The 18,941-nt window shown below is 59.1% G+C and carries 19 protein-coding genes and 2 pseudogenes; 9 read left to right on the top strand and 12 right to left on the bottom strand.

Annotated elements, in window-relative coordinates:
• Positions 1–49 precede the first annotated feature (49 nt).
• From dut to cysK, 3 genes are all read left to right on the top strand, one after another.
• Entirely contained in the window at positions 50–520 is a 471-nt protein-coding gene (gene dut, locus OK142_RS18800) for a dUTP diphosphatase (RefSeq protein ID WP_498684552.1), read from the top strand.
• Positions 521–801: 281 nt separating this feature from the next.
• Entirely contained in the window at positions 802–1,419 is a 618-nt protein-coding gene (locus OK142_RS18795; protein WP_216330577.1) for a LysE family translocator, read from the top strand.
• A 155-nt stretch (positions 1,420–1,574) separates the two neighbouring features.
• Positions 1,575–2,543: a cysteine synthase A gene (cysK, locus tag OK142_RS18790; RefSeq protein ID WP_137038550.1), complete on the top strand. Its 969-nt coding sequence runs from the start codon at positions 1,575–1,577 to the stop codon at positions 2,541–2,543.
• A gap of 115 nt (positions 2,544–2,658) precedes the next feature.
• On the opposite strand, the gene OK142_RS18785 is transcribed toward cysK, so the two are convergent.
• The 11 genes and pseudogenes from OK142_RS18785 to rsmI all read right to left on the bottom strand — a co-directional run bounded on the left by OK142_RS18785 (position 2,659) and on the right by rsmI (position 12,529).
• Positions 2,659–4,191 carry a YifB family Mg chelatase-like AAA ATPase gene (locus tag OK142_RS18785; RefSeq protein ID WP_498684551.1) on the bottom strand — a complete coding sequence of 511 codons (1,533 nt, stop codon included), beginning with the start codon at positions 4,189–4,191 and terminating at the stop codon, positions 2,659–2,661.
• A 185-nt stretch (positions 4,192–4,376) separates the two neighbouring features.
• Positions 4,377–5,336, bottom strand: a complete 960-nt coding sequence (gshB, locus tag OK142_RS18780) for a glutathione synthase (RefSeq protein ID WP_035241497.1) — start codon at positions 5,334–5,336, stop codon at positions 4,377–4,379.
• 242 nt (positions 5,337–5,578) lie between these two features.
• Positions 5,579–6,091: a cupin domain-containing protein gene (locus tag OK142_RS18775; RefSeq protein ID WP_003493456.1), complete on the bottom strand. Its 513-nt coding sequence runs from the start codon at positions 6,089–6,091 to the stop codon at positions 5,579–5,581.
• A 110-nt stretch (positions 6,092–6,201) separates the two neighbouring features.
• Positions 6,202–7,302 carry a sn-glycerol-3-phosphate import ATP-binding protein UgpC gene (locus OK142_RS18770; RefSeq protein WP_003493454.1) on the bottom strand — a complete coding sequence of 367 codons (1,101 nt, stop codon included), beginning with the start codon at positions 7,300–7,302 and terminating at the stop codon, positions 6,202–6,204.
• Between the two features lie 10 nt (positions 7,303–7,312).
• Positions 7,313–8,155, bottom strand: coding sequence for a sn-glycerol-3-phosphate ABC transporter permease UgpE (ugpE, locus tag OK142_RS18765; protein ID WP_035241493.1), 843 nt, complete (start codon positions 8,153–8,155; stop codon positions 7,313–7,315).
• A gap of 11 nt (positions 8,156–8,166) precedes the next feature.
• Positions 8,167–9,141 (bottom strand): ABC transporter permease subunit, encoded by a 975-nt coding sequence (locus OK142_RS18760; protein WP_175414386.1) that lies wholly within the window; start codon positions 9,139–9,141, stop codon positions 8,167–8,169.
• A gap of 83 nt (positions 9,142–9,224) precedes the next feature.
• On the bottom strand, positions 9,225–10,523 hold the full coding sequence (locus tag OK142_RS18755) for an extracellular solute-binding protein (protein ID WP_216330575.1): 1,299 nt from the start codon (positions 10,521–10,523) through the stop codon (positions 9,225–9,227).
• Positions 10,524–10,666: 143 nt separating this feature from the next.
• Positions 10,667–10,831: pseudogene (locus OK142_RS18750) on the bottom strand (DapH/DapD/GlmU-related protein); the annotation flags it as partial.
• Between the two features lie 222 nt (positions 10,832–11,053).
• Positions 11,054–11,194: pseudogene (locus OK142_RS18745) on the bottom strand (maltose acetyltransferase domain-containing protein); the annotation flags it as partial.
• Positions 11,195–11,229: 35 nt separating this feature from the next.
• On the bottom strand, positions 11,230–11,598 hold the full coding sequence (locus tag OK142_RS18740) for a YraN family protein (RefSeq protein WP_003493443.1): 369 nt from the start codon (positions 11,596–11,598) through the stop codon (positions 11,230–11,232).
• Positions 11,588–12,529: a 16S rRNA (cytidine(1402)-2'-O)-methyltransferase gene (gene rsmI, locus OK142_RS18735; protein WP_498684544.1), complete on the bottom strand. Its 942-nt coding sequence runs from the start codon at positions 12,527–12,529 to the stop codon at positions 11,588–11,590. Before rsmI ends, OK142_RS18740 begins: the two co-directional genes overlap by 11 nt.
• Positions 12,530–12,795: 266 nt before the next feature.
• Between rsmI and dnaN the strand changes: the two genes are divergently transcribed.
• The 6 genes from dnaN to OK142_RS18705 all read left to right on the top strand — a co-directional run bounded on the left by dnaN (position 12,796) and on the right by OK142_RS18705 (position 17,515).
• The gene (dnaN, locus tag OK142_RS18730) at positions 12,796–13,914 is read left to right on the top strand and encodes a DNA polymerase III subunit beta (RefSeq protein WP_035241489.1); all 1,119 of its coding nucleotides are present in this window, start codon (positions 12,796–12,798) and stop codon (positions 13,912–13,914) included.
• A gap of 195 nt (positions 13,915–14,109) precedes the next feature.
• A complete protein-coding gene (gene pmtA / locus OK142_RS18725; RefSeq protein WP_003493433.1) occupies positions 14,110–14,703 on the top strand; it encodes a phospholipid N-methyltransferase PmtA in 594 nt (197 codons plus the stop codon).
• A gap of 96 nt (positions 14,704–14,799) precedes the next feature.
• Positions 14,800–15,396, top strand: coding sequence for a histidine phosphatase family protein (locus OK142_RS18720; RefSeq protein WP_498684542.1), 597 nt, complete (start codon positions 14,800–14,802; stop codon positions 15,394–15,396).
• Positions 15,397–15,400: 4 nt separating this feature from the next.
• Complete coding sequence (gene pyrF, locus OK142_RS18715) at positions 15,401–16,108, top strand: orotidine-5'-phosphate decarboxylase (protein WP_498684541.1); 708 nt, start codon at positions 15,401–15,403, stop codon at positions 16,106–16,108.
• 17 nt (positions 16,109–16,125) lie between these two features.
• On the top strand, positions 16,126–16,413 hold the full coding sequence (locus tag OK142_RS18710) for a DUF1330 domain-containing protein (protein ID WP_003493427.1): 288 nt from the start codon (positions 16,126–16,128) through the stop codon (positions 16,411–16,413).
• Between the two features lie 121 nt (positions 16,414–16,534).
• On the top strand, positions 16,535–17,515 hold the full coding sequence (locus tag OK142_RS18705) for a complex I NDUFA9 subunit family protein (protein ID WP_082183547.1): 981 nt from the start codon (positions 16,535–16,537) through the stop codon (positions 17,513–17,515).
• Positions 17,516–18,119: 604 nt separating this feature from the next.
• On the opposite strand, the gene OK142_RS18700 is transcribed toward OK142_RS18705, so the two are convergent.
• Positions 18,120–18,926, bottom strand: coding sequence for an undecaprenyl-diphosphate phosphatase (locus OK142_RS18700; protein ID WP_003493422.1), 807 nt, complete (start codon positions 18,924–18,926; stop codon positions 18,120–18,122).
• Positions 18,927–18,941: the final 15 nt, after the last annotated feature.

Here is an 18,941-nt window from a genome sequence, read left to right as displayed (position 1 = left end):
GCCCGCTTTTGCAATTGACCTTGCCGCGATCTCGGCAAACTAATGCCCCATGACCGTTCAAAACGACAATAGACCCCTCCTCCGGCTCGTCCGTCTCGCCAATGGCGCAGACCTCGAATTGCCCTCCTATGAAACCCGTGGCGCGGCCGGCATGGACCTGCGCGCCGCCGTGCCAGCAGGTGAACCGCTGACCTTGCGACCGGGTGAGCGCGCGCTGGTGCCGACGGGTTTCATCTTCGAGGTTCCGCAGGGCTATGAGGCGCAAATCCGTCCGCGGTCCGGCCTCGCCATCAAGAACGGTATTACCTGCCTCAACTCTCCCGGCACGGTGGACAGCGACTATCGCGGCGAGGTGAAGGTCATTCTCGCCAATCTGGGGCAGGACGATTTCGTGATCGAACGCGGCATGCGCATCGCGCAGATGGTGATCGCTCCCGTAACGCAGGTTGTCGTCATTGAAGTGACTGAAACCTCCGAGACTGCACGCGGTGCCGGCGGTTTTGGTTCGACAGGTCTATGAGACCACAGGCGCGGTAAGAATCGGCTCATCGCCACCCTCATTCCTGTGCTTGTCACAGGAATCTAGCCAGCCCAAGTCCTTGGGCTGAAAAGAGTCTTACGCGCCGCGCAGACACGCGTCGGCTGGATTCCTGTGACAAGCACAGGAATGAGGGCTGATGGAGCTCAGGCAAATGAAATCTTGTCTCGTCCACCCTGCTTCAACCGATGCTCCCGCATGATGCGATTGTTTTCACCCGGCAATTTCGCTATTGATCTAGCGGATTTCCGGGAAAGACGATCATGACGCTGACGACCCTGCTTGCCTATGCCACCGCCCTCTTCATCGCCGCCGCCATTCCTGGTCCCGGCATGACGGCAATCGTGGCGCGGGCGCTGGGATCGGGCTTCCGGGAAACCTTCTTCATGGGCCTCGGGCTGGTGCTGGGCGACATGATCTACCTGACCGGCGTGATATTGGGCCTCGCCTTTGTGGCGCAGACCTTTCAGGAAGCCTTCATGATCCTGAAATTTGCTGGCGCTGCCTATCTTCTCTACATCGCCTGGAAGCTCTGGACCGCCGGCCTTTTGCCGCAGGACCTGAAGGCGAAAAAAAGCACCAGCATACCCATGTCGTTCCTGTCCGGCCTTTTGATCACGCTCGGCAATCCGAAAACTATGCTGTTCTACGTGGCGCTGGTGCCGACGTTGATCGACATTCGCATGATCGGCCCTTCGGAATATGCGACACTTCTGGCGCTGACTTTCGTCGTCCTGATGGCGGTTCTGCTGCCTTACATCCTGCTTGCAGCCAAGGCACGTAACCTGCTTAAACGGCCAAGCGCCCTGACGATCCTCAACCGCACGGCAGCGGGCATTCTGGCCGGAACGGCAACCATGATCGCGATCCGCAGCACGTGAAATAAAATCATGCATTTGACTGCTTTATCGTGAAATTTTTCCGGTAAACCGGCCACATAAGGATGAACGTTCGCTAGCTTGACGCGGCGATTGCTCCTATTCTGCCGCTCAAATCTTGCGGTCACCGTCGCGTGGCCTTCATACAGGAGAGCATCATGCCCGAAGCCAGAAAGCCCGGACGCGGACGCGTCTATTCCTCCATCACGGAAACAATCGGTGACACGCCGATCGTGCGGCTGGACAAGCTGGCGAAAGAAAAGGGTGTGAAGGCCAACCTTCTCGCCAAGCTGGAGTTTTTCAACCCCATCGCCTCCGTGAAGGATCGCATCGGCGTCGCCATGATCGACGCGCTGGAAGCGCAGGGCAAGATCACCCCCGGCAAGACGACGCTGGTGGAACCGACCTCCGGCAATACCGGCATCGCGCTTGCCTTTGCCGCCGCGGCCAAGGGCTATCACCTGATCCTGACCATGCCGGAAACCATGTCGGTTGAACGCCGGAAAATGCTCGCCCTGCTGGGCGCCGAACTGGTGCTGACCGAAGGCCCGAAGGGCATGAAGGGCGCCATCGCCAAGGCGCAGGAACTGGCCGAAACCCTGCCCGACGCCGTCATTCCCCAGCAGTTTGAAAACCCCGCCAACCCGGACATTCACCGCAGGACGACGGCCGAGGAAATCTGGAACGATACCGACGGCACGGTCGATATTCTCGTCTCCGGCATCGGCACGGGCGGCACGATCACCGGCACGGGCCAAGTGTTGAAATCCCGCAAGCCGGAAGTAAAGGTCATTGCGGTCGAACCCGCCGACAGCCCGGTGCTTTCCGGCGGCAACCCCGGCCCCCACAAGATCCAGGGCATCGGCGCAGGCTTTGCCCCCGCAATCCTCGATACCGGCATTTATGACGAGATCGTCACCGTCACCAATGACGAGGCCTTCGAAATTGCCCGTCTGGTGGCGAAGCTGGAAGGCGTGCCTGTCGGCATCTCCTCAGGTGCGGCACTGGCGGCGGCAATCAAGGTTGGCGCGCGTGAGGAAAATGCCGGCAAGAACATCGTCGTCATCATTCCTTCCTTTGCGGAACGTTATCTTTCGACAGCGCTTTTCGAAGGCCTTGGACTCTAAGTCGTCCTCTTAAGGCACGGCGGCGACACCGCTGAAGCGTTAGATATTACGACGATGCCGCCGCCCACAAGCCGGCGGCATTTTCGTTCAGCCGGCAAAGGGCGGGGGCAATTTCTTATGCCGCCGCCGTCAGCCTTTCGCCGGCTATACGATAAGAAATGGCTTCCGCCACGTGGATACGCCCGACCGTCTGTCTGCCCTCCAGATCTGCCAGCGTCCGGGCGACCTTGAGGATGCGGTGATAACCTCGGGCAGAGAACTTCAATCGCTCGGCCGCATCACGCAGCAATTGCAGCCCGGAGGCGTCCGGTTCGGCATATTTTTCGATCAGCGTTGTGCTACAGCGGGCATTGGTGCGGATGGCGGAAAAGCCGGCCGCCGCGTAACGCTCCTGCTGGGCGAGGCGAGCCTCAGCGACACGGGCAGCGACCACCGCACTTGGCTCTGCAGCCATGGGACGGATGAGATCGACGGCAGAGACGGCGGGAACGTCGATGCGGATATCGATACGGTCCATCAGCGGGCCGGAAATGCGGCCCTGATAATCGGTCATGCAGCGCGGACCTCTGGCGCAGGTGAAACCCGGTTCTCCCGCCATTCCACATCTGCAAGGGTTCATCGCCGCGACGAGCTGGATTTCCGCCGGATAGGTAACGCGGTGATTGGCACGGGCAATGATGCATTCACCCGTCTCCAGCGGCTGGCGCAGCGCATCCAGCACCTGCGGCGCAAACTCCGGAAATTCATCGAGAAAAAGAACGCCGTGATGGGCAAGAGAGGCCTCGCCCGGTTTGGCACGCAAGCCTCCACCGATCAGCGCTGCCATGGTGGCGGAATGGTGCGGTGTGCGAAAGGGTCTACGATCCGACAGCTTGCCACCGGATAATTGGCCGGCGATGGAATGAACCATGGATACTTCCAGCAACTCCGCCGCCTCCAGCGGCGGCAGGATTGACGGCAGGCGCGCGGCGAGCATGGATTTGCCCGAGCCTGGCGGACCGACCATGAGCAGATTATGGCCGCCGGCCGCCGCTACCTCCAGCGCGCGTCTCGCACTCTCCTGCCCCTTGATATCGGCAAGATCAGGCAGATTGACGGGATTGGCCCGGATGGCCGGCGTCGGGCGGGAAAGAAGCTGGGTGCCGCGAAAATGATTGGCGAGCGCGATGAGACTGCGCGGGGCAAGAATATCGATACCGGCTCCGGCCCAGGCTGCCTCCGGCCCGCTTTCGGCCGGGCAGATCAATCCCTTGCCAAGCGCATTGGCGCCGATGGCGGCCGGCAAGGCGCCCGAAACCGTGCCGATGGTGCCATCGAGGTTGAGTTCACCGAGAACCACATATTTTGCCAGTGCTTCCGCCGGAATGGCCCCTAAAGCGGCCATGAGACCCAAAGCGATTGGAAGATCGAAATGCGACCCCTCCTTCGGCAAGTCGGCAGGGGCCAGGTTGACCGTAACTTTTTTTGCCGGCAGCGCCAGACCCGAGGCATGCAGGGCGGCCTGCACTCGCTCCCGGCTTTCGGCCACCGCCTTGTCCGGCAGGCCAACGATCTGGATGCCGACCCTTCCGGGTGCGACCATGACCTGCACCTCGACCGGCACACCTTCTATGCCATGAAATGCAACCGTATTGACCCGCGCCACCATGGCCTGCCCCCGCAAACCGGCCGCACCATCGGAGCTTCATGCCCCATGGCGGCCACCCGCAAGCAACGTGCCACAGCGCAAAGAATAAAACAAGAACATCTAGCGAACAATTTCTCGCAGTCGATGTATTTTAGTTGTATCGAGTTGTATGCATGGAACAAACCGGAGACAGCTGGGAAATCGCCTCAGATATCCTGCGCTTCGCGTTTTTTCTCGATGGCGTCCCAAAGCAGACTCGCAACATCGGCGCCGCCGAATTTCTGCACTTCGCGAATACCTGTCGGTGATGTGACGTTGATTTCCGTCATATAATCACCAATCACATCAATGCCGACGAACAGGAAGCCGCGCTCGCGCAGGGCGGGACCGATGCGGCGGCAGATTTCCTTCTCGCGCGCCGTCAGCTCCGTCGGTTCCGGCCGGCCTCCGGCATGCATGTTGGAGCGGGCATCGTTTTCCGCCGGCACGCGGTTGATCGCGCCCACCGGCTCGCCATCCACCAGGAGGATACGCTTGTCGCCCTTGCGGACATCCGGAAGATATTGCTGAGCGATATATGGCTCGCGGAACATCTGGCCGAACATTTCCAGCAGCGAGGAGAAATTGCGATCGTCCCGCGTCGAATGGAAAACGCCGGCGCCACCGTTGCCATATAGCGGCTTGAGGATGATATCGCCCATCTCATTGCGGAACCGGGCGATTTCGGCCACATCCTTGGTGATCAGCGTCTTCGGCATCAAATCGGCGAATTCGGTGACGAAAATCTTTTCCGGCGAGTTGCGGACCCAGGCGGGATCATTGACCACCAGCGTTCTGGGATGAATGCGCTCCAGCAAGTGGGTGGAGGTTATATAGGCCATGTCGAATGGCGGATCCTGGCGCAGATGGATGACATCCATGGTCGAGAGGTCGACCCGCTCGGGCTCCGACAGCGAGAAATGGTCACCCTTGATATCGCGCAGTTCCATCTGTTCGACGGTGGCGTAAATCTTGCCATCGCGCATGGAGAGACGATCGGGCGTATAATGGAACAGCCGATAACCGCGGGCCTGCGCCTCAAGGCTCATGGCGAAGGTGGAGTCACCGGCGATGTTGATGCCGGAGACATGATCCATCTGGATCGCGACGTTTTTGATCTTCGCCATGCGCATGTTCCTCTTGCAGCATGCGGACGCTTTGCCAGCCCGCCGTGCCCATTGCCTCGTCTTTTCCCGTTTCCCTGCAGGACCGGAGGAGACCCGGAAATGCTTCAGAAAACCCTGAAGATGTAGGGCAGCGACCATTCAAACGCAACTGCTGCGAGGGGTGCTTTTTGTGAGTTTTATTGAACCTTCATAATTCAGCCGACGGAGCCGGACGGGCCTATCGGCTGGAAGGTTTTATCGTTTCAGGCCGCAAGCTTGTAGGAGCGACCGGCAAACAGCTTGTTCTTGACCCGATACGCCAAAGCCAACGCCGTGGGGAACGGGCGGCGCATGAAGGCGACCTTGCGGACATATTCATCCACCCGCCAGGTGGCCCACGTTCCCGCACGGAAATATGCGACATCGCCGACCCGCAGGATGCTGATCGAGCCGTCTTCCGCCGTCACATGCACTTCGCCTTCGAGAATATAAACGGTCTCGTCCCAACCGAAGAACCAGCGGAATTCACCCGCCGTGCAATCCCACATGGCGGTGCTGGAGGCGCGGTCACCGCTTCTGGAATGGTCCGCCGCACGCGCCTGGGGATTACCGGAAATGATCCAGTCAGGATTGATGGGGGCCGGCTGAAGCCGCAGATCCGTGCACGATGCGCTGACGACACTCTCGTCTTTTGCCCGGCGCAAGGAGGCCGGCAATATCGGCACCGAGCGGATCGCCATGGTTGCCGCGGTCGCGAACATCATTTTGAAGGACATGCTAGAAAACCCCCGTGAGATATTGGAGGTCTTCTATCACCGGGATCGTAACAAACCGGTTTGGACAATCGGCGCAATTTTAATCATCGCGCCGATTTCGTTCGCAATACTCAGGCGGTCGCCAGTTCGGACGCCTGCATCACGGACTGCTCCACCTTGCCGGAAATCCGCTTGCCGGTCTCGCTGGAGAAGAAATGCAGTTTGTCCGGGGAGATGGCGACCGACAGGGTAGCCGGAACCTCAACCTCGGGCGAAAACGCCACAGTGAGGTTCTGATCGCCGATCATCCCGTGGATGAGACGCTGGGAGCCGAGCTCCTCGATATAATCGACGCGCAGCACGAAGCCCTGCTCGCCTTCTGCGGCCAGACGGAAATCTTCCGCCCGCATGCCGACCGTGACCGGACCGGAGGTCGGCGCGAAACCGCCAAGCGAGACCAGCGACGGCCCGATGGCGAGGCCATCCCCGTGCAGCTCGCCGTTCAGCAGGTTCATGGCGGGAGAGCCGATGAAGCTTGCGACGAAGGTGGAGGCAGGGGTGTGATAAACCTCGAGCGGCGCGCCGATCTGTTCGATGCGGCCACCATTCAACACCACCAGGCGATCGGCCAGGGTCATGGCCTCCAGCTGGTCGTGGGTGACATAGATCGAGGTCGTGCCAAGACGCTTCTGCAGGCGCTTGATCTCGCCGCGCATGGAAACGCGCAGCTTGGCGTCAAGGTTGGACAGGGGCTCGTCGAACAGGAAGGCCGCCGGTTTGCGCACGATGGCGCGGCCCATGGCCACACGCTGCCGCTGACCACCGGACAGAGCACGCGGCTTGCGCTCCAGATAGGGTTCGAGCTGCAGCATGCGGGCAGCCTCCGCCACGCGCGCATCGATCTCCGCCTTTGGCGTCTTGCGGTTCTTCAACCCGTATTCCAGGTTCTGCCGCACCGACATATGCGGATAAAGCGCATAGTTCTGGAACACCATGGCGATATCCCGGTCAGCCGGATCGACCTGGTTGACCAGGCGGTCACCGATCTTCACCGTGCCTTCGGAGATGTCCTCAAGGCCGGCAACCATGCGCAGCAGCGTGGACTTGCCGCAGCCGGAGGGGCCGACGAGCACGATGAATTCACCGTCCCTGATGTCGATATCGACGTGATGCACGGCGCGCACGCCGCCATGATAATCCTTGCAGACCTGACTGATTTCTATCGCGGCCATTTCGGTCTCCTTATTTGTCGCTCTCGGTGAGGCCCTTGATGAACCAGCGCTGGAAGATCACGACGATCAACACAGGCGGCAGCATGGCCAGAACGGCAAGCGCGAAAGCTTCGTTATAATCGGGAATTTGTGAACCGACCCAGACCTGCAGGATCGACTTGATGCCACGCATCAGGGTGAAGAAACTCTCATCCGTCGTCATCAGCATGGGCCAGAGATACTGGTTCCAGCCGTAAACGAACATGATGATGAAGATCGCCGCCATCATGGTACGGGAAAGCGGGATGATCACATCGATGAAGAATTTCACCGGACCCGCGCCGTCTATGCGGGCCGCCTCCAGCAATTCCTCCGGGATGGATTTGAAGAATTGCCTGAAATAGAAGGTGCCTGTCGCAGACGCCAGAAGCGGTACGATGAGCCCGGTATAGGAGTTCAGGAGCCCAAGTTTGCTCATCACCTCGTAGGACGGCATGATGCGCACTTCGAGCGGCAGAAGCAGCGTGGTGAAAATGATCCAGAAGGCGAGCGTCGCAAACCGGAAGCGGAAGTAGACGATCGCATAGGCCGCCGTCATCGACAGGACGATCTTGCCGACGGCAAAACCGATACCGAGGATCAGCGAATTGAGCACCATGTTGAGGCCGGTGATCTGCCCGGTGAAACCGCCCTTCTGCGTCAGAACCTTCTCATAGGTTTCAACGAAATTATCGCCGGGAAGGATTGCCAGACCGCTGCGGTGAATTTCCGCAGCAGTGTGGGTGGACGTCATGAATGCCACGACGACCGGCAAGATCAGGAACAGCGCGCCGATGATCAGCACCAGATGATCGAGGGGTTTTGTCTTGTACATCGTCTTTTCCCTCAATTGTAATGGATGCGCTTCTCGATGAAGCGGAACTGGATGATGGTGAGGACGAAGACAACCAGCATCAGGATGACGGACTGGGCCGACGAACCGCCGATATCGTTGCCGCGGAAACCGTCGAGAAACACCTTGTAGACCAGGGTGATCGGGTTGTTGGCCGCCTTGTCCTTTACCATCACGTCGATGACACCGAACGTATCGAACAGGGAATAGGTGATGTTGATGATGAGCAGGAAGAAGGCTGTGGGCGCCAGAAGCGGCATGATGACCGTCCAGAACCGGCGAAAGCCCGAGCGGCAATCGATGGCGGCGGCTTCACGCACGGCGACGGAGACGCCCTGCAATCCGGACAGGAAAAAGATGAAATTGTAAGGAATCTGCTTCCAGACAGCGACGACCACCATGGCGAAAGCCGTATCGAAATAATTGAGTCCGACTTTCATGTCCCAACCGAGCATCGCGGCCATCTTGACGAAAGGCCCGATATGCTGGTCGAAGAACATCATGCCGATGAGGCCCGCGACCGGCGGCGCAATGGCATAGACGGAAATAAGCACCGTCTTGTAGGTCGAACTGCCGCGAATGACGGCATCGGCCTTGACGGCGAGCAGCAGGCCAAGCGCCAGCGAGAAGAAGGTCACCAGCACGGTGAAGATGACCGTGAACTTGGCGATGCTGAGATATTCCGGATTGAATATCGCGTCCGAATAATTGGCGAACCCGACAAAAGAGGCGCCGAAGCCGAAAGGGTCTTCAATATAGAACGATGAATGCACGGCCTGAACGGAAGGCCAGTAAAAGAAGATGAAAATCACCGCCAGTTGCGGCGCCAGAAACAGATAGGGCACGAAGGACGAGGAGAACTGCACGCGCTTCATGCCGGCTTCGGCGGCGCTGACGGGTTTTCCAGCCTTTGCGGACCGGCCGGACAAAAACCGGGCCAGACGCGGTTGAGACGATGTATAGGCCAAGCTTGCGCCTCCTTATCCAGAAGCGAGCCTCCCTTCCGTTGGAAAGGAGGCTCGACAACGATCATTGGTTTCGAAAAGATCGATCAGCCGGCCGTCTTGGCGAAACGGGCCAGAAGGTCATTGCCTTCCTTCTCGATGATGTCGAAGGCGTCCTTCGGCGTGACTTCGCCGGAGAAGATGCGGTTGTACTCACGCTCCATGATGGCGCGAATCTGCGGGTAGAAACCGAGGCGGTAACCCTTGGACCATTCGCCGCCCGGCAGCGACAGCTGCTGGATGCCAACTTCGGCAATCGGCTTTTCCTTGTAGAAGCCTTCAGCCTTGGCCTTTTCGTAAGCGGCCTTGGTGATGGCGACGTAACCGGTTGCCTTGTGATAGAAGACCTGGATTTCCGGCGAGGTCAGGAACTGGAAGAAGTCAGCCACGCACTTGTTTTCGGCTTCAGACTTGCCCGACATTGCGAAGAGAGCTGCACCGCCGATGAACGAGTTGGTGCCGGCACCCTTGATGGAGCCCCAGTAGGGAAGGAAGGTTGCCGAGAACGGCATGGTCGCCGTCTTCTGCAGGCCGCCGAACGAACCCGAAGAACCGATCCAGAAAGCAACCTTGCCTTCTTCGAAGGGCTTCTGGTTGTCGTTCCAGCCGGCGCCGTAATAAGCGAACAGGCCCTTGTCCTTCCAGTCCTTCAGCTTGTCGAACATCATGACGAGGTTCGGGTCGGTGACCTTGAGCTTGGTGTCGGCAACGCTGTCGTAACCGTTATTGTTGGTTGCGAACTGGATGTTGTTGCGGGAGAAGAAGTTCTCCGTGAACTGCCAGGTGAGCTGCGACTGGACGAGCGGGATGTAACCGGCTTCCTTCAGCTTCGGCGCAACCTGCTCGAATTCTTCCCAGGTCTTCGGAGCCTCGACGCCGGCCTTTTTCAGGGCTTCGTCGTTAACGTACATGATCGGCGCGGAAGAGTTGAACGGCATGCCGACGAACTTGCCGTCAGCGGCAGCGTAGAAATAACGCACACCGTTGATGAAGGCGTCACGGTCGAACTTGTAACCGGCCTTGTTGATGAGGTCTTCAGCGGGAATGACAGCGCCCTTGGCGTTGATGATGGTGGCGGCGCCAGCATCGAAAACCTGGAGGATGTTCGGCTGTTCGCCCGAACGGAAGGCGGCGATGCCGCTTGCCAGCGCTTCTTCGTAGGAGCCCTTGGAAACGGGCGTCAGCGCGCATTCCTTCTGGGCTTCGTTGAACTTCTGGGAAACTTCGTTGATGACTTCGCCGTTGCGGCCACCCATGCCGTGCCACCAGGTGATGTTGGTAGCAGCCATGGAAGATGTAGCCGAAATGCTGACGGCCACCGCGGCCATGGAAATCTTCTTCAACATAATTTTGTCCTCTCCGCCAGTTAATGGGGTGAGGATGCGAATAGAGACGTTCCGTGACGCCTCTTTAACAGTTCCATGTCAGATTTGTTACAGACCCACGATTAGGGTCCGTCGCCTCAAAAACGGATGCCTCAGGCGTCTTTTCTCTTTATCGGACGGGCGGGATTTCCCACCACGGTCGCGCCTGGCGGAACATCCCGCGTCACGACCGAACCGGCACCGACAATCGCGCCATCGCCAATGGTGATGCCGGCCAGCAGGATCGCCCCGCCGCCGATCCACACATCACGGCCGATCGTGACTGGTTTTGCGATTTCAATGCCCTGCGAACGGGGAACCGGGTCCAGATGGTGCTCGGCGCAATAGATCTGCACGGCGGGACCCAGCATCGAGCCGTCGCCTATCGACACCTTTGCGGAATCCAGGATCGTGCAGCCGGTATTGAGATAGACGTTTTGACCAAGGTTGATGTTGAAGCCGTAAGCACAATGAAACGGCGCTTCAATAAATGCCCCTTCCCCGCTGGCAGCAAAGAGCGCACCCAGCAGTGGCGCCATGGCTCCGCGCTCGTCTGGCGGCATGGTATTATGCTGGTGAACCGCACGCCGGGCACGGGAACGCAGCACATCCAGCTCGGCATCCATGCAGCTGTACCATTCGCCTGCGGCCATTTTTTCCCGCTCGGTCGGCATAGTGTTTCTCCCCTTCAAAATGCGTCGATGAAATGCTTAGGCAGGCGTCGCGGCAGAACGGCGACGATATCGAAACGCAGCGAAAATCGCCCTGCATCCCTGCGCCGGGACAGCCAGAGATCGGCCGCCGCCCGGATGCGCTGCTGCGAACGCCAGCCGACGGCATCAACAGCCCCTTCGCCTGATGATCGTGCCTTGACCTCGACGATGGCGATGACATCCCTCTTGCGGGCGATGAGATCGATTTCCCCCAGCCGGGTACGGTATCGAATGGCGAGGATGCGATAGCCTCTCAACAGCAGATAGAGCGCGGCCCAATATTCCGCAGCATGGCCGCGTCGCTCGGCCTTTCGTCTCTTGTTGTTTCGCCCGTCAGCGGCCATCCGCGTCCTTCATATCCAGCAGCCGCTGATAAAGCTCCTTGCGCGGCAGGCCCGTCAGCTTCGACGCCTCTGCAGCGGCCTTGGCAGCAGGCATCGTCGTGACGAGATCCTTCAACAGCTTCTCGACGTCCTCGATATCGGGAATTTCATCATAGGAGGGGGGCTCCACCAGAAGCACGATCTCACCCTTCACCACGCGGTCGCCATCGTAATAATCCGCAAGTTCGCCCAGCGTACCACGACGGAACTCCTCGAAAGTCTTGGTCAACTCGCGACAAACCACGGCGCGACGGTCGCGGCCGAGCACTTCCGACGCCACCTTCAAAGAGGTGCCGATGCGGCGCGGCGATTCAAAGAAGATCAGGGTGGCCGGGATTTTCGCAAGTTCGGCAAAACGGTCGCGCTTGCCGCGATCCTTCACCGGCAGGAAGCCCGCGAACAGAAAGGCGTCGCTCGGCATACCCGACCCGACAAGCGCGGCAAGCGGTGCCGACGCGCCCGGCACAGGAACGACGCGATGGCCGGCCTCAAGCGCAAGCTGACCCAGGCGATAACCGGGATCGGAGACGAGCGGCGTTCCGGCATCCGACACCAGCGCCACGGACTTTCCAGCCTCAAGCGCCGCGATGAGCTTGGGACCAGCCTCGTTTGCATTATGCTCGTGATAGGCGAGCGGGCGCGTGCGAATGCCGTAACGTTCGAGCAGGATGCGGGTGACGCGGGTATCCTCGCAGGCGAGAACATCGGCGGATGCCAGTGTTTCCAGGGCCCTGATGGTGATGTCACCCAGATTGCCGATGGGTGTGGCGACGAGATAAAGCGCCGGTTCCAGCGGCCGTGCCGGAATAGAGGCAGTGCCGATCCTGAAGCCCTTTATTGCCTGTCCTGCGTCGCTGTTCGATGTTTCTTCCGTCACACAGCTTCCAATCATTCCGGCCGATCATTCCCGGCCATCGCTCCATTTTCGCCCCTTTATGGGCAATAGAAAAGCGGCGAACAAGGTCCACGGGCGGCCATAGCCTGTGGATCATGCTGTATAGCAGCAAAATGACCGGCGGCAGATGCACTCGGCTCTTGCATTTTCTGCAATAACTCTGCCATTTTGCCCGTCCACATTATCCGGCTTTTGGGCCGGTCAAGACTCTTCTTATCGATCCGGCGGTGGCCGGTTCGCAACGGTTGAAAGCGGTAGCGTCCATGCGTATTACTCTTGAGCGGTCGAACCTTCTTAAATCGCTGAACCACGTTCACAGAGTTGTCGAGCGTCGCAACACGATCCCGATCCTGTCCAACGTCCTCTTGCGCGCTTCCGGCGCCAATCTGGACATGAAGGCAACCGACCTCGATCTCGAAATCACCGAAGCGACACCGGCCATGGTGGAGCAGGCAGGCGCCACCACCGTGCCGGCGCATCTGCTTTATGAAATCGTGCGCAAGCTGCCGGATGGTTCCGAAGTGCTTCTGGCGACCAACCCAGACGGCTCCACGATGACGGTTGCCTCCGGCCGTTCGAAATTCTCGCTGCAATGCCTGCCGGAAACCGACTTCCCGGATCTGACCGCCGGCACCTTCAGCCACACCTTCAAGCTGAAGGCGACTGATCTGAAGATGCTGATCGACCGGACGCAATTCGCGATCTCGACCGAAGAGACGCGTTATTACCTGAACGGCATCTTCTTCCACACCATCGAAAGCAATGGCGAGCTGAAACTGCGCGCCGTCGCAACCGACGGCCACCGCCTGGCGCGCGCCGATGTGGATGCGCCCTCCGGTTCTGAGGGCATGCCTGGCATCATCATTCCGCGCAAGACCGTCGGCGAATTGCAGAAGCTGATGGACAATCCTGAACTGGAAGTCACCGTTGAGGTCTCGGATGCGAAAATCCGCCTGACCATCGGCTCGGTCGTTTTGACCTCGAAGCTGATCGACGGCACCTTCCCCGACTACCAGCGCGTCATCCCCACCGGCAACGACAAGGAAATGCGCGTCGATTGCCAGACCTTCGCGCGGGCCGTCGACCGTGTGTCGACCATCTCTTCAGAGCGCGGCCGCGCCGTGAAGCTGGCGCTGACAGATGGCCAGCTGACACTGACGGTCAACAATCCGGACTCGGGAAGTGCGACGGAAGAAGTGGCTGTCGGTTACGACAATGATTCGATGGAAATCGGCTTCAATGCCAAATATCTCCTCGACATCACCTCGCAGCTTTCCGGCGACGACGCGATTTTCCTCCTGGCGGATGCCGGCTCGCCGACGCTGGTTCGCGACACGGCCGGTGACGATGCGCTTTACGTTCTGATGCCGATGCGCGTTTAAAGCGCCTCGATTTTCTTCAATCCAATCAAAAACGCCGGTGGATCGCTTCACCGGCGTTTTTGATTCTGCGCAGACGACTTTCGAGCCGAATGTGAATTTTTCCAATTACGACATTTTGCCTTGTTTTTGCGCCAAATGGGATCAACAGTACGTAACCGTTTTTTGACAATGACCAAAATGTATCCGAGGGGAATTATGGCACTTAACCTGAAGCAACGCCTTGAACAGAAATTCGAGGAAGAAATCCGTTTTTTCAAGGGCATGGTCAGCCAGCCAAAGAAAGTCGGAGCCATCGTCCCGACATCATCCATCACGGCGAAAAAAATGGCTAGTGTCATCAATCCCCATTCCGGTCTTCCGGTTCTTGAACTCGGGCCCGGCACCGGCGTCATCACCAAGGCCATTCTGGCCCGCGGCATCAAGCCGGAAAACCTGACGGCCATCGAATATTCGACGGATTTCTACAATCAGCTTCTCAGAAGCTATCCGGGCGTCAATTTCGTCAATGGCGACGCCTTCGATCTCGATGCAACGCTTGGCGAACACAAGGGCCAGATGTTCGACAGCGTCATTTCCGCCGTGCCGATGCTGAATTTCCCCATGGCCGCCCGCATCAAGCTCCTCGACGAATTGCTGAAACGCGTGCCGCACGGCCGCCCCGTCGTGCAGATTTCATACGGTCCGATTTCCCCGATCGTCGCGCAGCCGCATCTCTATCATATCCGCCATTTCGATTTCATCGTGCGCAATATTCCCCCAGCGCAATTGTGGACCTATACGCGGGCCTGACCACACGGCAGAATGGGCAAGGCCGTCATTTCCCGGTCGTGACGGATGGTTAGGGTTTTGAGTTACCCTTTCCATCGCCATCAAGGACCGATTTTAATGCATGCGCTCTACATCACCCATCCCCAGGTCAGGATCGATCCGGCAGTTCCCGTTCCCGAGTGGGGACTATCTGACATCGGTGCCGAGCGGGTGCGGGAGGCGAGCCGCCTGCCCTGGGCGCAGGCGTTGCGGCGCATCGTCTCCAGTGCCGAAACCAAGGCGATCGAAACCGCCCGCATCCTTTCCGAAACATCCGGTGCGGAGATAGAGATCATCGAGGCGATGCACGAAAACGACCGGTCCGCTACCGGCTTCCTGCCGCCACCGGAATTCGAAAAGGCGGCGGACTGGTTCTTCGCCCATCCTCAGGAGAGTTTTCACGGCTGGGAAAAGGCAATAGATGCGCAAGCGCGGATCGTCAGCGCCGTCAAGGCCGTTCTCGACCGGCACGATCCCCGGCAGCCGATCGCCTTTGTCGGTCACGGCGGCGTCGGAACACTTTTGAAATGCCATATCGAAGGCCGCGGCATCAGCCGTAGCAAGGACCAGCCGCCCGGCGGCGGTAATCTTTTCCGCTTTTCCATCGCCGACTTTTCTCTTGCAGCCGCGTCCCCCACATGCGACTGGACGGCAATGGAAACATGGCAGGGATAAGACAATGACCGCGCGCGAAAAACTCATCGTCGGGCTCGATGTTCCGACTATGCAGCAGGCCGAAGACATCGTGTCGAAAATCGGCGACGAGGTTCTGTTCTACAAGATCGGCTATCAGCTGGTTTTCGCCGGCGGTCTAGAATTCGCGCGGGACCTTGTCCAGAGCGGCAAGAAAGTCTTTCTCGACATGAAGCTGCTCGATATCGACAATACCGTCGCCTCCGGTGTCGAAAACATCGCCCGCATGGGCATGTCAATGCTGACCCTGCACGCTTATCCGAAAGCCATGCGCGCCGCAGTCAAGGCTGCCGAAGGCTCCGGCCTCTGCCTTTTGGGTGTCACCGTGCTGACCTCGATGGACGACGCCGATCTTGCCGAGGCCGGTTACGCCTCGGATGCCCGTTCGCTCGTACTGCGCCGTGCGGAACAGGCACGCGAGGCGGGCATGGGCGGCATCGTCTGTTCGGCCGAAGAATCGACCGCAGTGCGTGAAATTCTGGGCCCCGACCTTGCCGTCGTCACCCCGGGTATCCGACCGGCCGGTTCCGAGGCCGGCGATCAGAAGCGTGTGATGACGCCTTTCGACGCCATTAGGGCCGGTTCGAGCCATCTGGTCGTCGCCCGCCCGATCGTCAGGGCGGAAGACCCGAAGGCGGCGGCCCGCGCCATTCTTGACGACATGCTGCGCGCCAGCTTTCCGGCCAATCAGTAACGACAGGAGAAAACGAAATGGCAAAGGGATACTGGATCGCCCGCGTCGATGTGCGCGATAGTGAGCGCTACAAGGACTATGTCACGACGGCAAAGCCGGCTTTCGAGCGGTTCGGCGCCAATTTTCTCGCCCGTGGCGGCGCTTTGACCGAGCTGGAAGGCAGGGCGCGTGCGCGCAACGTCATCATCGAGTTTCCCTCGGTGCAGCACGCCATCGATTGCTACAACTCCCCCGAATACCAGGCCGCGGCCAAAATCCGTCAGGAAGTCGCGGATGCGGAGATGATGATCGTCGAGGGAATCTGACAGACGTCAACCGCATTTCCAAAACTAGCCTCGGGCCCCGCGACAACATCTCTTCCCGCGCGCGCGGCTTTGGGCTAAGAGACTGAAAAACGCTTTATCGACAGCTTCTGAGGAGCCTCCCATGACCTTGGCCAACCTTCCACCCCTCGTCACCGTTTTCGGCGGTTCGGGTTTTGTCGGCCGGCATGTCGTGAGAATGCTCGCCAGGCGCGGTTACCGCATCCGCGTGGCCGTGCGCCGTCCCGATCTTGCCGGCTTCCTGCAGCCGCTCGGCAATGTCGGTCAGATTTCCTTTGCCCAGGCAAACCTGCGTTATCGCGATTCCATCATCAAAGCCGTCGAAGACGCCGACCATGTGGTCAATTGCGTCGGCATTCTGACTGAAAGCGGCCGCAACACCTTTGACGCCGTGCAGGAATTCGGCGCGAAAGCTATTGCCGAAGCCGCCCGCGACGCCGGCGCCACGCTGACGCATATCTCCGCCATCGGTGCGGAAGCGGGTTCGCCGACCGGCTACGGCCGCACCAAGGGTCGCGCCGAAGCCGCCATCCATTCCGTCCTGCCCGGCGCGGTTATCCTGCGTCCGTCGATCATTTTTGGACCGGAAGACGATTTCTTCAACAAATTCGCCAAGATGGCGCGCGGCCTGCCCTTCCTGCCGCTGATCGGCGGCGGAAAAACGAAGTTCCAGCCGGTCTATGTCGAAGATGTCGCCGAGGCTGTCGCCCGCAGCGTGGATGGCAAGCTGAAGCCCGGCGCCATCTATGAACTCGGTGGTCAGGACGTGATGACGTTCCGCGACTGTCTCGAGGCAGTTCTTGCCGCAACCTACCGTCAGCGTCCTTTCGTCGACCTGCCCTTCGGCATCGCCTCGATGATCGCCAAGATCACCTCAATGATACCGCTCATCACACCGCCGCTGACGGTCGACCAGGTGACCATGCTGAAAAAGGACAATGTCGTTTCCGCTGATGCGGAAAAGAACGGCCTGACGCTGGAAGGTATCGGCATTACCCCCGTTCGCGTCGCTTCCGTCCTGCCGTCCTACATGGTGCAATATCGCACGCACGGCCAGTTCTCCAATGCGGGAAAAGCGGCCTGAAGCCTGCCGTTGGCCTTAACGATCCAAACGAAAGCGGGAACCATTCCCGCTTTTTGTTTTTGCGCAATTCAATCGCAACCAAACCGCTATTGGCGCATTTCCCCCTCAACTGCAGGGGAGGTGCACCATCGACTAAAGATGTTTTCAGAAGCCGGGTAAAAGTTAACGGCCATCTGGCCTCCACAAGCAAGCGTGGCACAAGCGCAACTGTGGAAAAGACTTCGCATTAACCCGGTATTCAGCAAGCCGCTTTATTGATAATGGCCACATTCCAAACATATCCAGAACCCTCACTTCACACACGGCGGCGTAATCCGCGCGAACGAACGTCTGAAAGGCAATAATAAAATGGGCAGATCTATCGCACTCTTTTTTGCGTGTGCGGCTTTGGTGGTTCTGGCGGGTTCTTTCATGGCGCCGGGCACGGTTGCAGCGGGCAAGAGCGGTTGCGCTCCCGCTTACGGCGTCGACCCTTGCGCAACGGCTTCGATCAGCACGAACTGATCGGCCTTTAGAAGTTTCAAAGAAAAAGCGCCTCCGGTTCTCCGGGGCGCTTTTTCGTTTTCAGCCGACCATTGAAATGAACGGCAATTTCTAAATCGGCTCAACCAAAGACCAGAAGCGCCACCAGGCCAAGCGAGCCGATGACGATGCGCCACCAGGCAAAAGGCGCAAAACCCCGTCGCGAGACGAAGTCCAGCAACGAGCGAACGACGAAGAGGCCGGAGACGAATGCGGCGATGAAGCCCACGGCGATCAGCGCGCCATCGTCGAAGCTCAGCGCATCGCGGTTCTTGTAGAGATCGAGAGTAAAAGCGCCGAGCATGGTCGGCATCGCCAGGAAAAACGAAAATTCGGCGGCGGAGCGCTTGTCGGTGCCCATCAGCAGCGAGCCGACGATGGTGGCTCCGGACCGGGACGTGCCGGGAATCATGGCAAGGCACTGGAAAAGGCCGATCTTGAAGGCAAGCGACGGCGGATAGTCCATGATGTCGGTATATTTCGGTTTCAGCGGCATCCGGTCGACCGCGAGCAATATGACGCCGCCTATAATCAAGACGACGCAGATGAGCATTGGCGTTTCGAACAGCACCGTCTTGATGAAATCATGCGCCAGCGCCCCGATGACCGCCGCCGGCAGGAAGGCTAAAGCGACGGCCAGCACGAAGCGGCGCGCCTTGGCACTTGTCGGCAAAGCGAGCGCTATCGACACAAGCTTTTGAAAATACACAAGAAGGATGGCAAGGATCGCGCCGAGCTGGATGAGGACGGCAAAGGTATTTCCAGGCGATTTGAAGCCGAGGAAATGGCCGGCCAGGAGAACATGCGCCGTTGAGGAGACGGGAATGAACTCCGTCAGACCCTCGATAATACCCAGCAGAAGCGCGCTGATGATCGATTGGTCACCCATGAGGTATCCTTTTTT

Source organism: Agrobacterium sp. BT-220-3 (genome assembly GCF_025910175.1).
GTDB lineage: Bacteria > Pseudomonadota > Alphaproteobacteria > Rhizobiales > Rhizobiaceae > Agrobacterium > Agrobacterium oryzihabitans.
Note: the sequence above shows the minus strand (reverse complement) of the source record. Positions and strands in the feature narration are given on the sequence as shown.

What these genes read in the sequence shown, in the direction of transcription:
- dut (WP_498684552.1), top strand. Translation starts at nt 50, where the DNA reads ATGACCGTTCAAAACGACAATAGACCCCTCCTCCGGCTCGTCCGTCTC.
- OK142_RS18795 (WP_216330577.1), top strand. Translation starts at nt 802, where the DNA reads ATGACGCTGACGACCCTGCTTGCCTATGCCACCGCCCTCTTCATCGCC.
- cysK (WP_137038550.1), top strand. Translation starts at nt 1,575, where the DNA reads ATGCCCGAAGCCAGAAAGCCCGGACGCGGACGCGTCTATTCCTCCATC.
- OK142_RS18785 (WP_498684551.1), bottom strand. Translation starts at nt 4,191, where the DNA reads ATGGTGGCGCGGGTCAATACGGTTGCATTTCATGGCATAGAAGGTGTG.
- gshB (WP_035241497.1), bottom strand. Translation starts at nt 5,336, where the DNA reads ATGGCGAAGATCAAAAACGTCGCGATCCAGATGGATCATGTCTCCGGC.
- OK142_RS18775 (WP_003493456.1), bottom strand. Translation starts at nt 6,091, where the DNA reads ATGTCCTTCAAAATGATGTTCGCGACCGCGGCAACCATGGCGATCCGC.
- OK142_RS18770 (WP_003493454.1), bottom strand. Translation starts at nt 7,302, where the DNA reads ATGGCCGCGATAGAAATCAGTCAGGTCTGCAAGGATTATCATGGCGGC.
- ugpE (WP_035241493.1), bottom strand. Translation starts at nt 8,155, where the DNA reads ATGTACAAGACAAAACCCCTCGATCATCTGGTGCTGATCATCGGCGCG.
- OK142_RS18755 (WP_216330575.1), bottom strand. Translation starts at nt 10,523, where the DNA reads ATGTTGAAGAAGATTTCCATGGCCGCGGTGGCCGTCAGCATTTCGGCT.
- OK142_RS18740 (WP_003493443.1), bottom strand. Translation starts at nt 11,598, where the DNA reads ATGGCCGCTGACGGGCGAAACAACAAGAGACGAAAGGCCGAGCGACGC.
- rsmI (WP_498684544.1), bottom strand. Translation starts at nt 12,529, where the DNA reads ATGATTGGAAGCTGTGTGACGGAAGAAACATCGAACAGCGACGCAGGA.
- dnaN (WP_035241489.1), top strand. Translation starts at nt 12,796, where the DNA reads ATGCGTATTACTCTTGAGCGGTCGAACCTTCTTAAATCGCTGAACCAC.
- pmtA (WP_003493433.1), top strand. Translation starts at nt 14,110, where the DNA reads ATGGCACTTAACCTGAAGCAACGCCTTGAACAGAAATTCGAGGAAGAA.
- OK142_RS18720 (WP_498684542.1), top strand. Translation starts at nt 14,800, where the DNA reads ATGCATGCGCTCTACATCACCCATCCCCAGGTCAGGATCGATCCGGCA.
- pyrF (WP_498684541.1), top strand. Translation starts at nt 15,401, where the DNA reads ATGACCGCGCGCGAAAAACTCATCGTCGGGCTCGATGTTCCGACTATG.
- OK142_RS18710 (WP_003493427.1), top strand. Translation starts at nt 16,126, where the DNA reads ATGGCAAAGGGATACTGGATCGCCCGCGTCGATGTGCGCGATAGTGAG.
- OK142_RS18705 (WP_082183547.1), top strand. Translation starts at nt 16,535, where the DNA reads ATGACCTTGGCCAACCTTCCACCCCTCGTCACCGTTTTCGGCGGTTCG.
- OK142_RS18700 (WP_003493422.1), bottom strand. Translation starts at nt 18,926, where the DNA reads ATGGGTGACCAATCGATCATCAGCGCGCTTCTGCTGGGTATTATCGAG.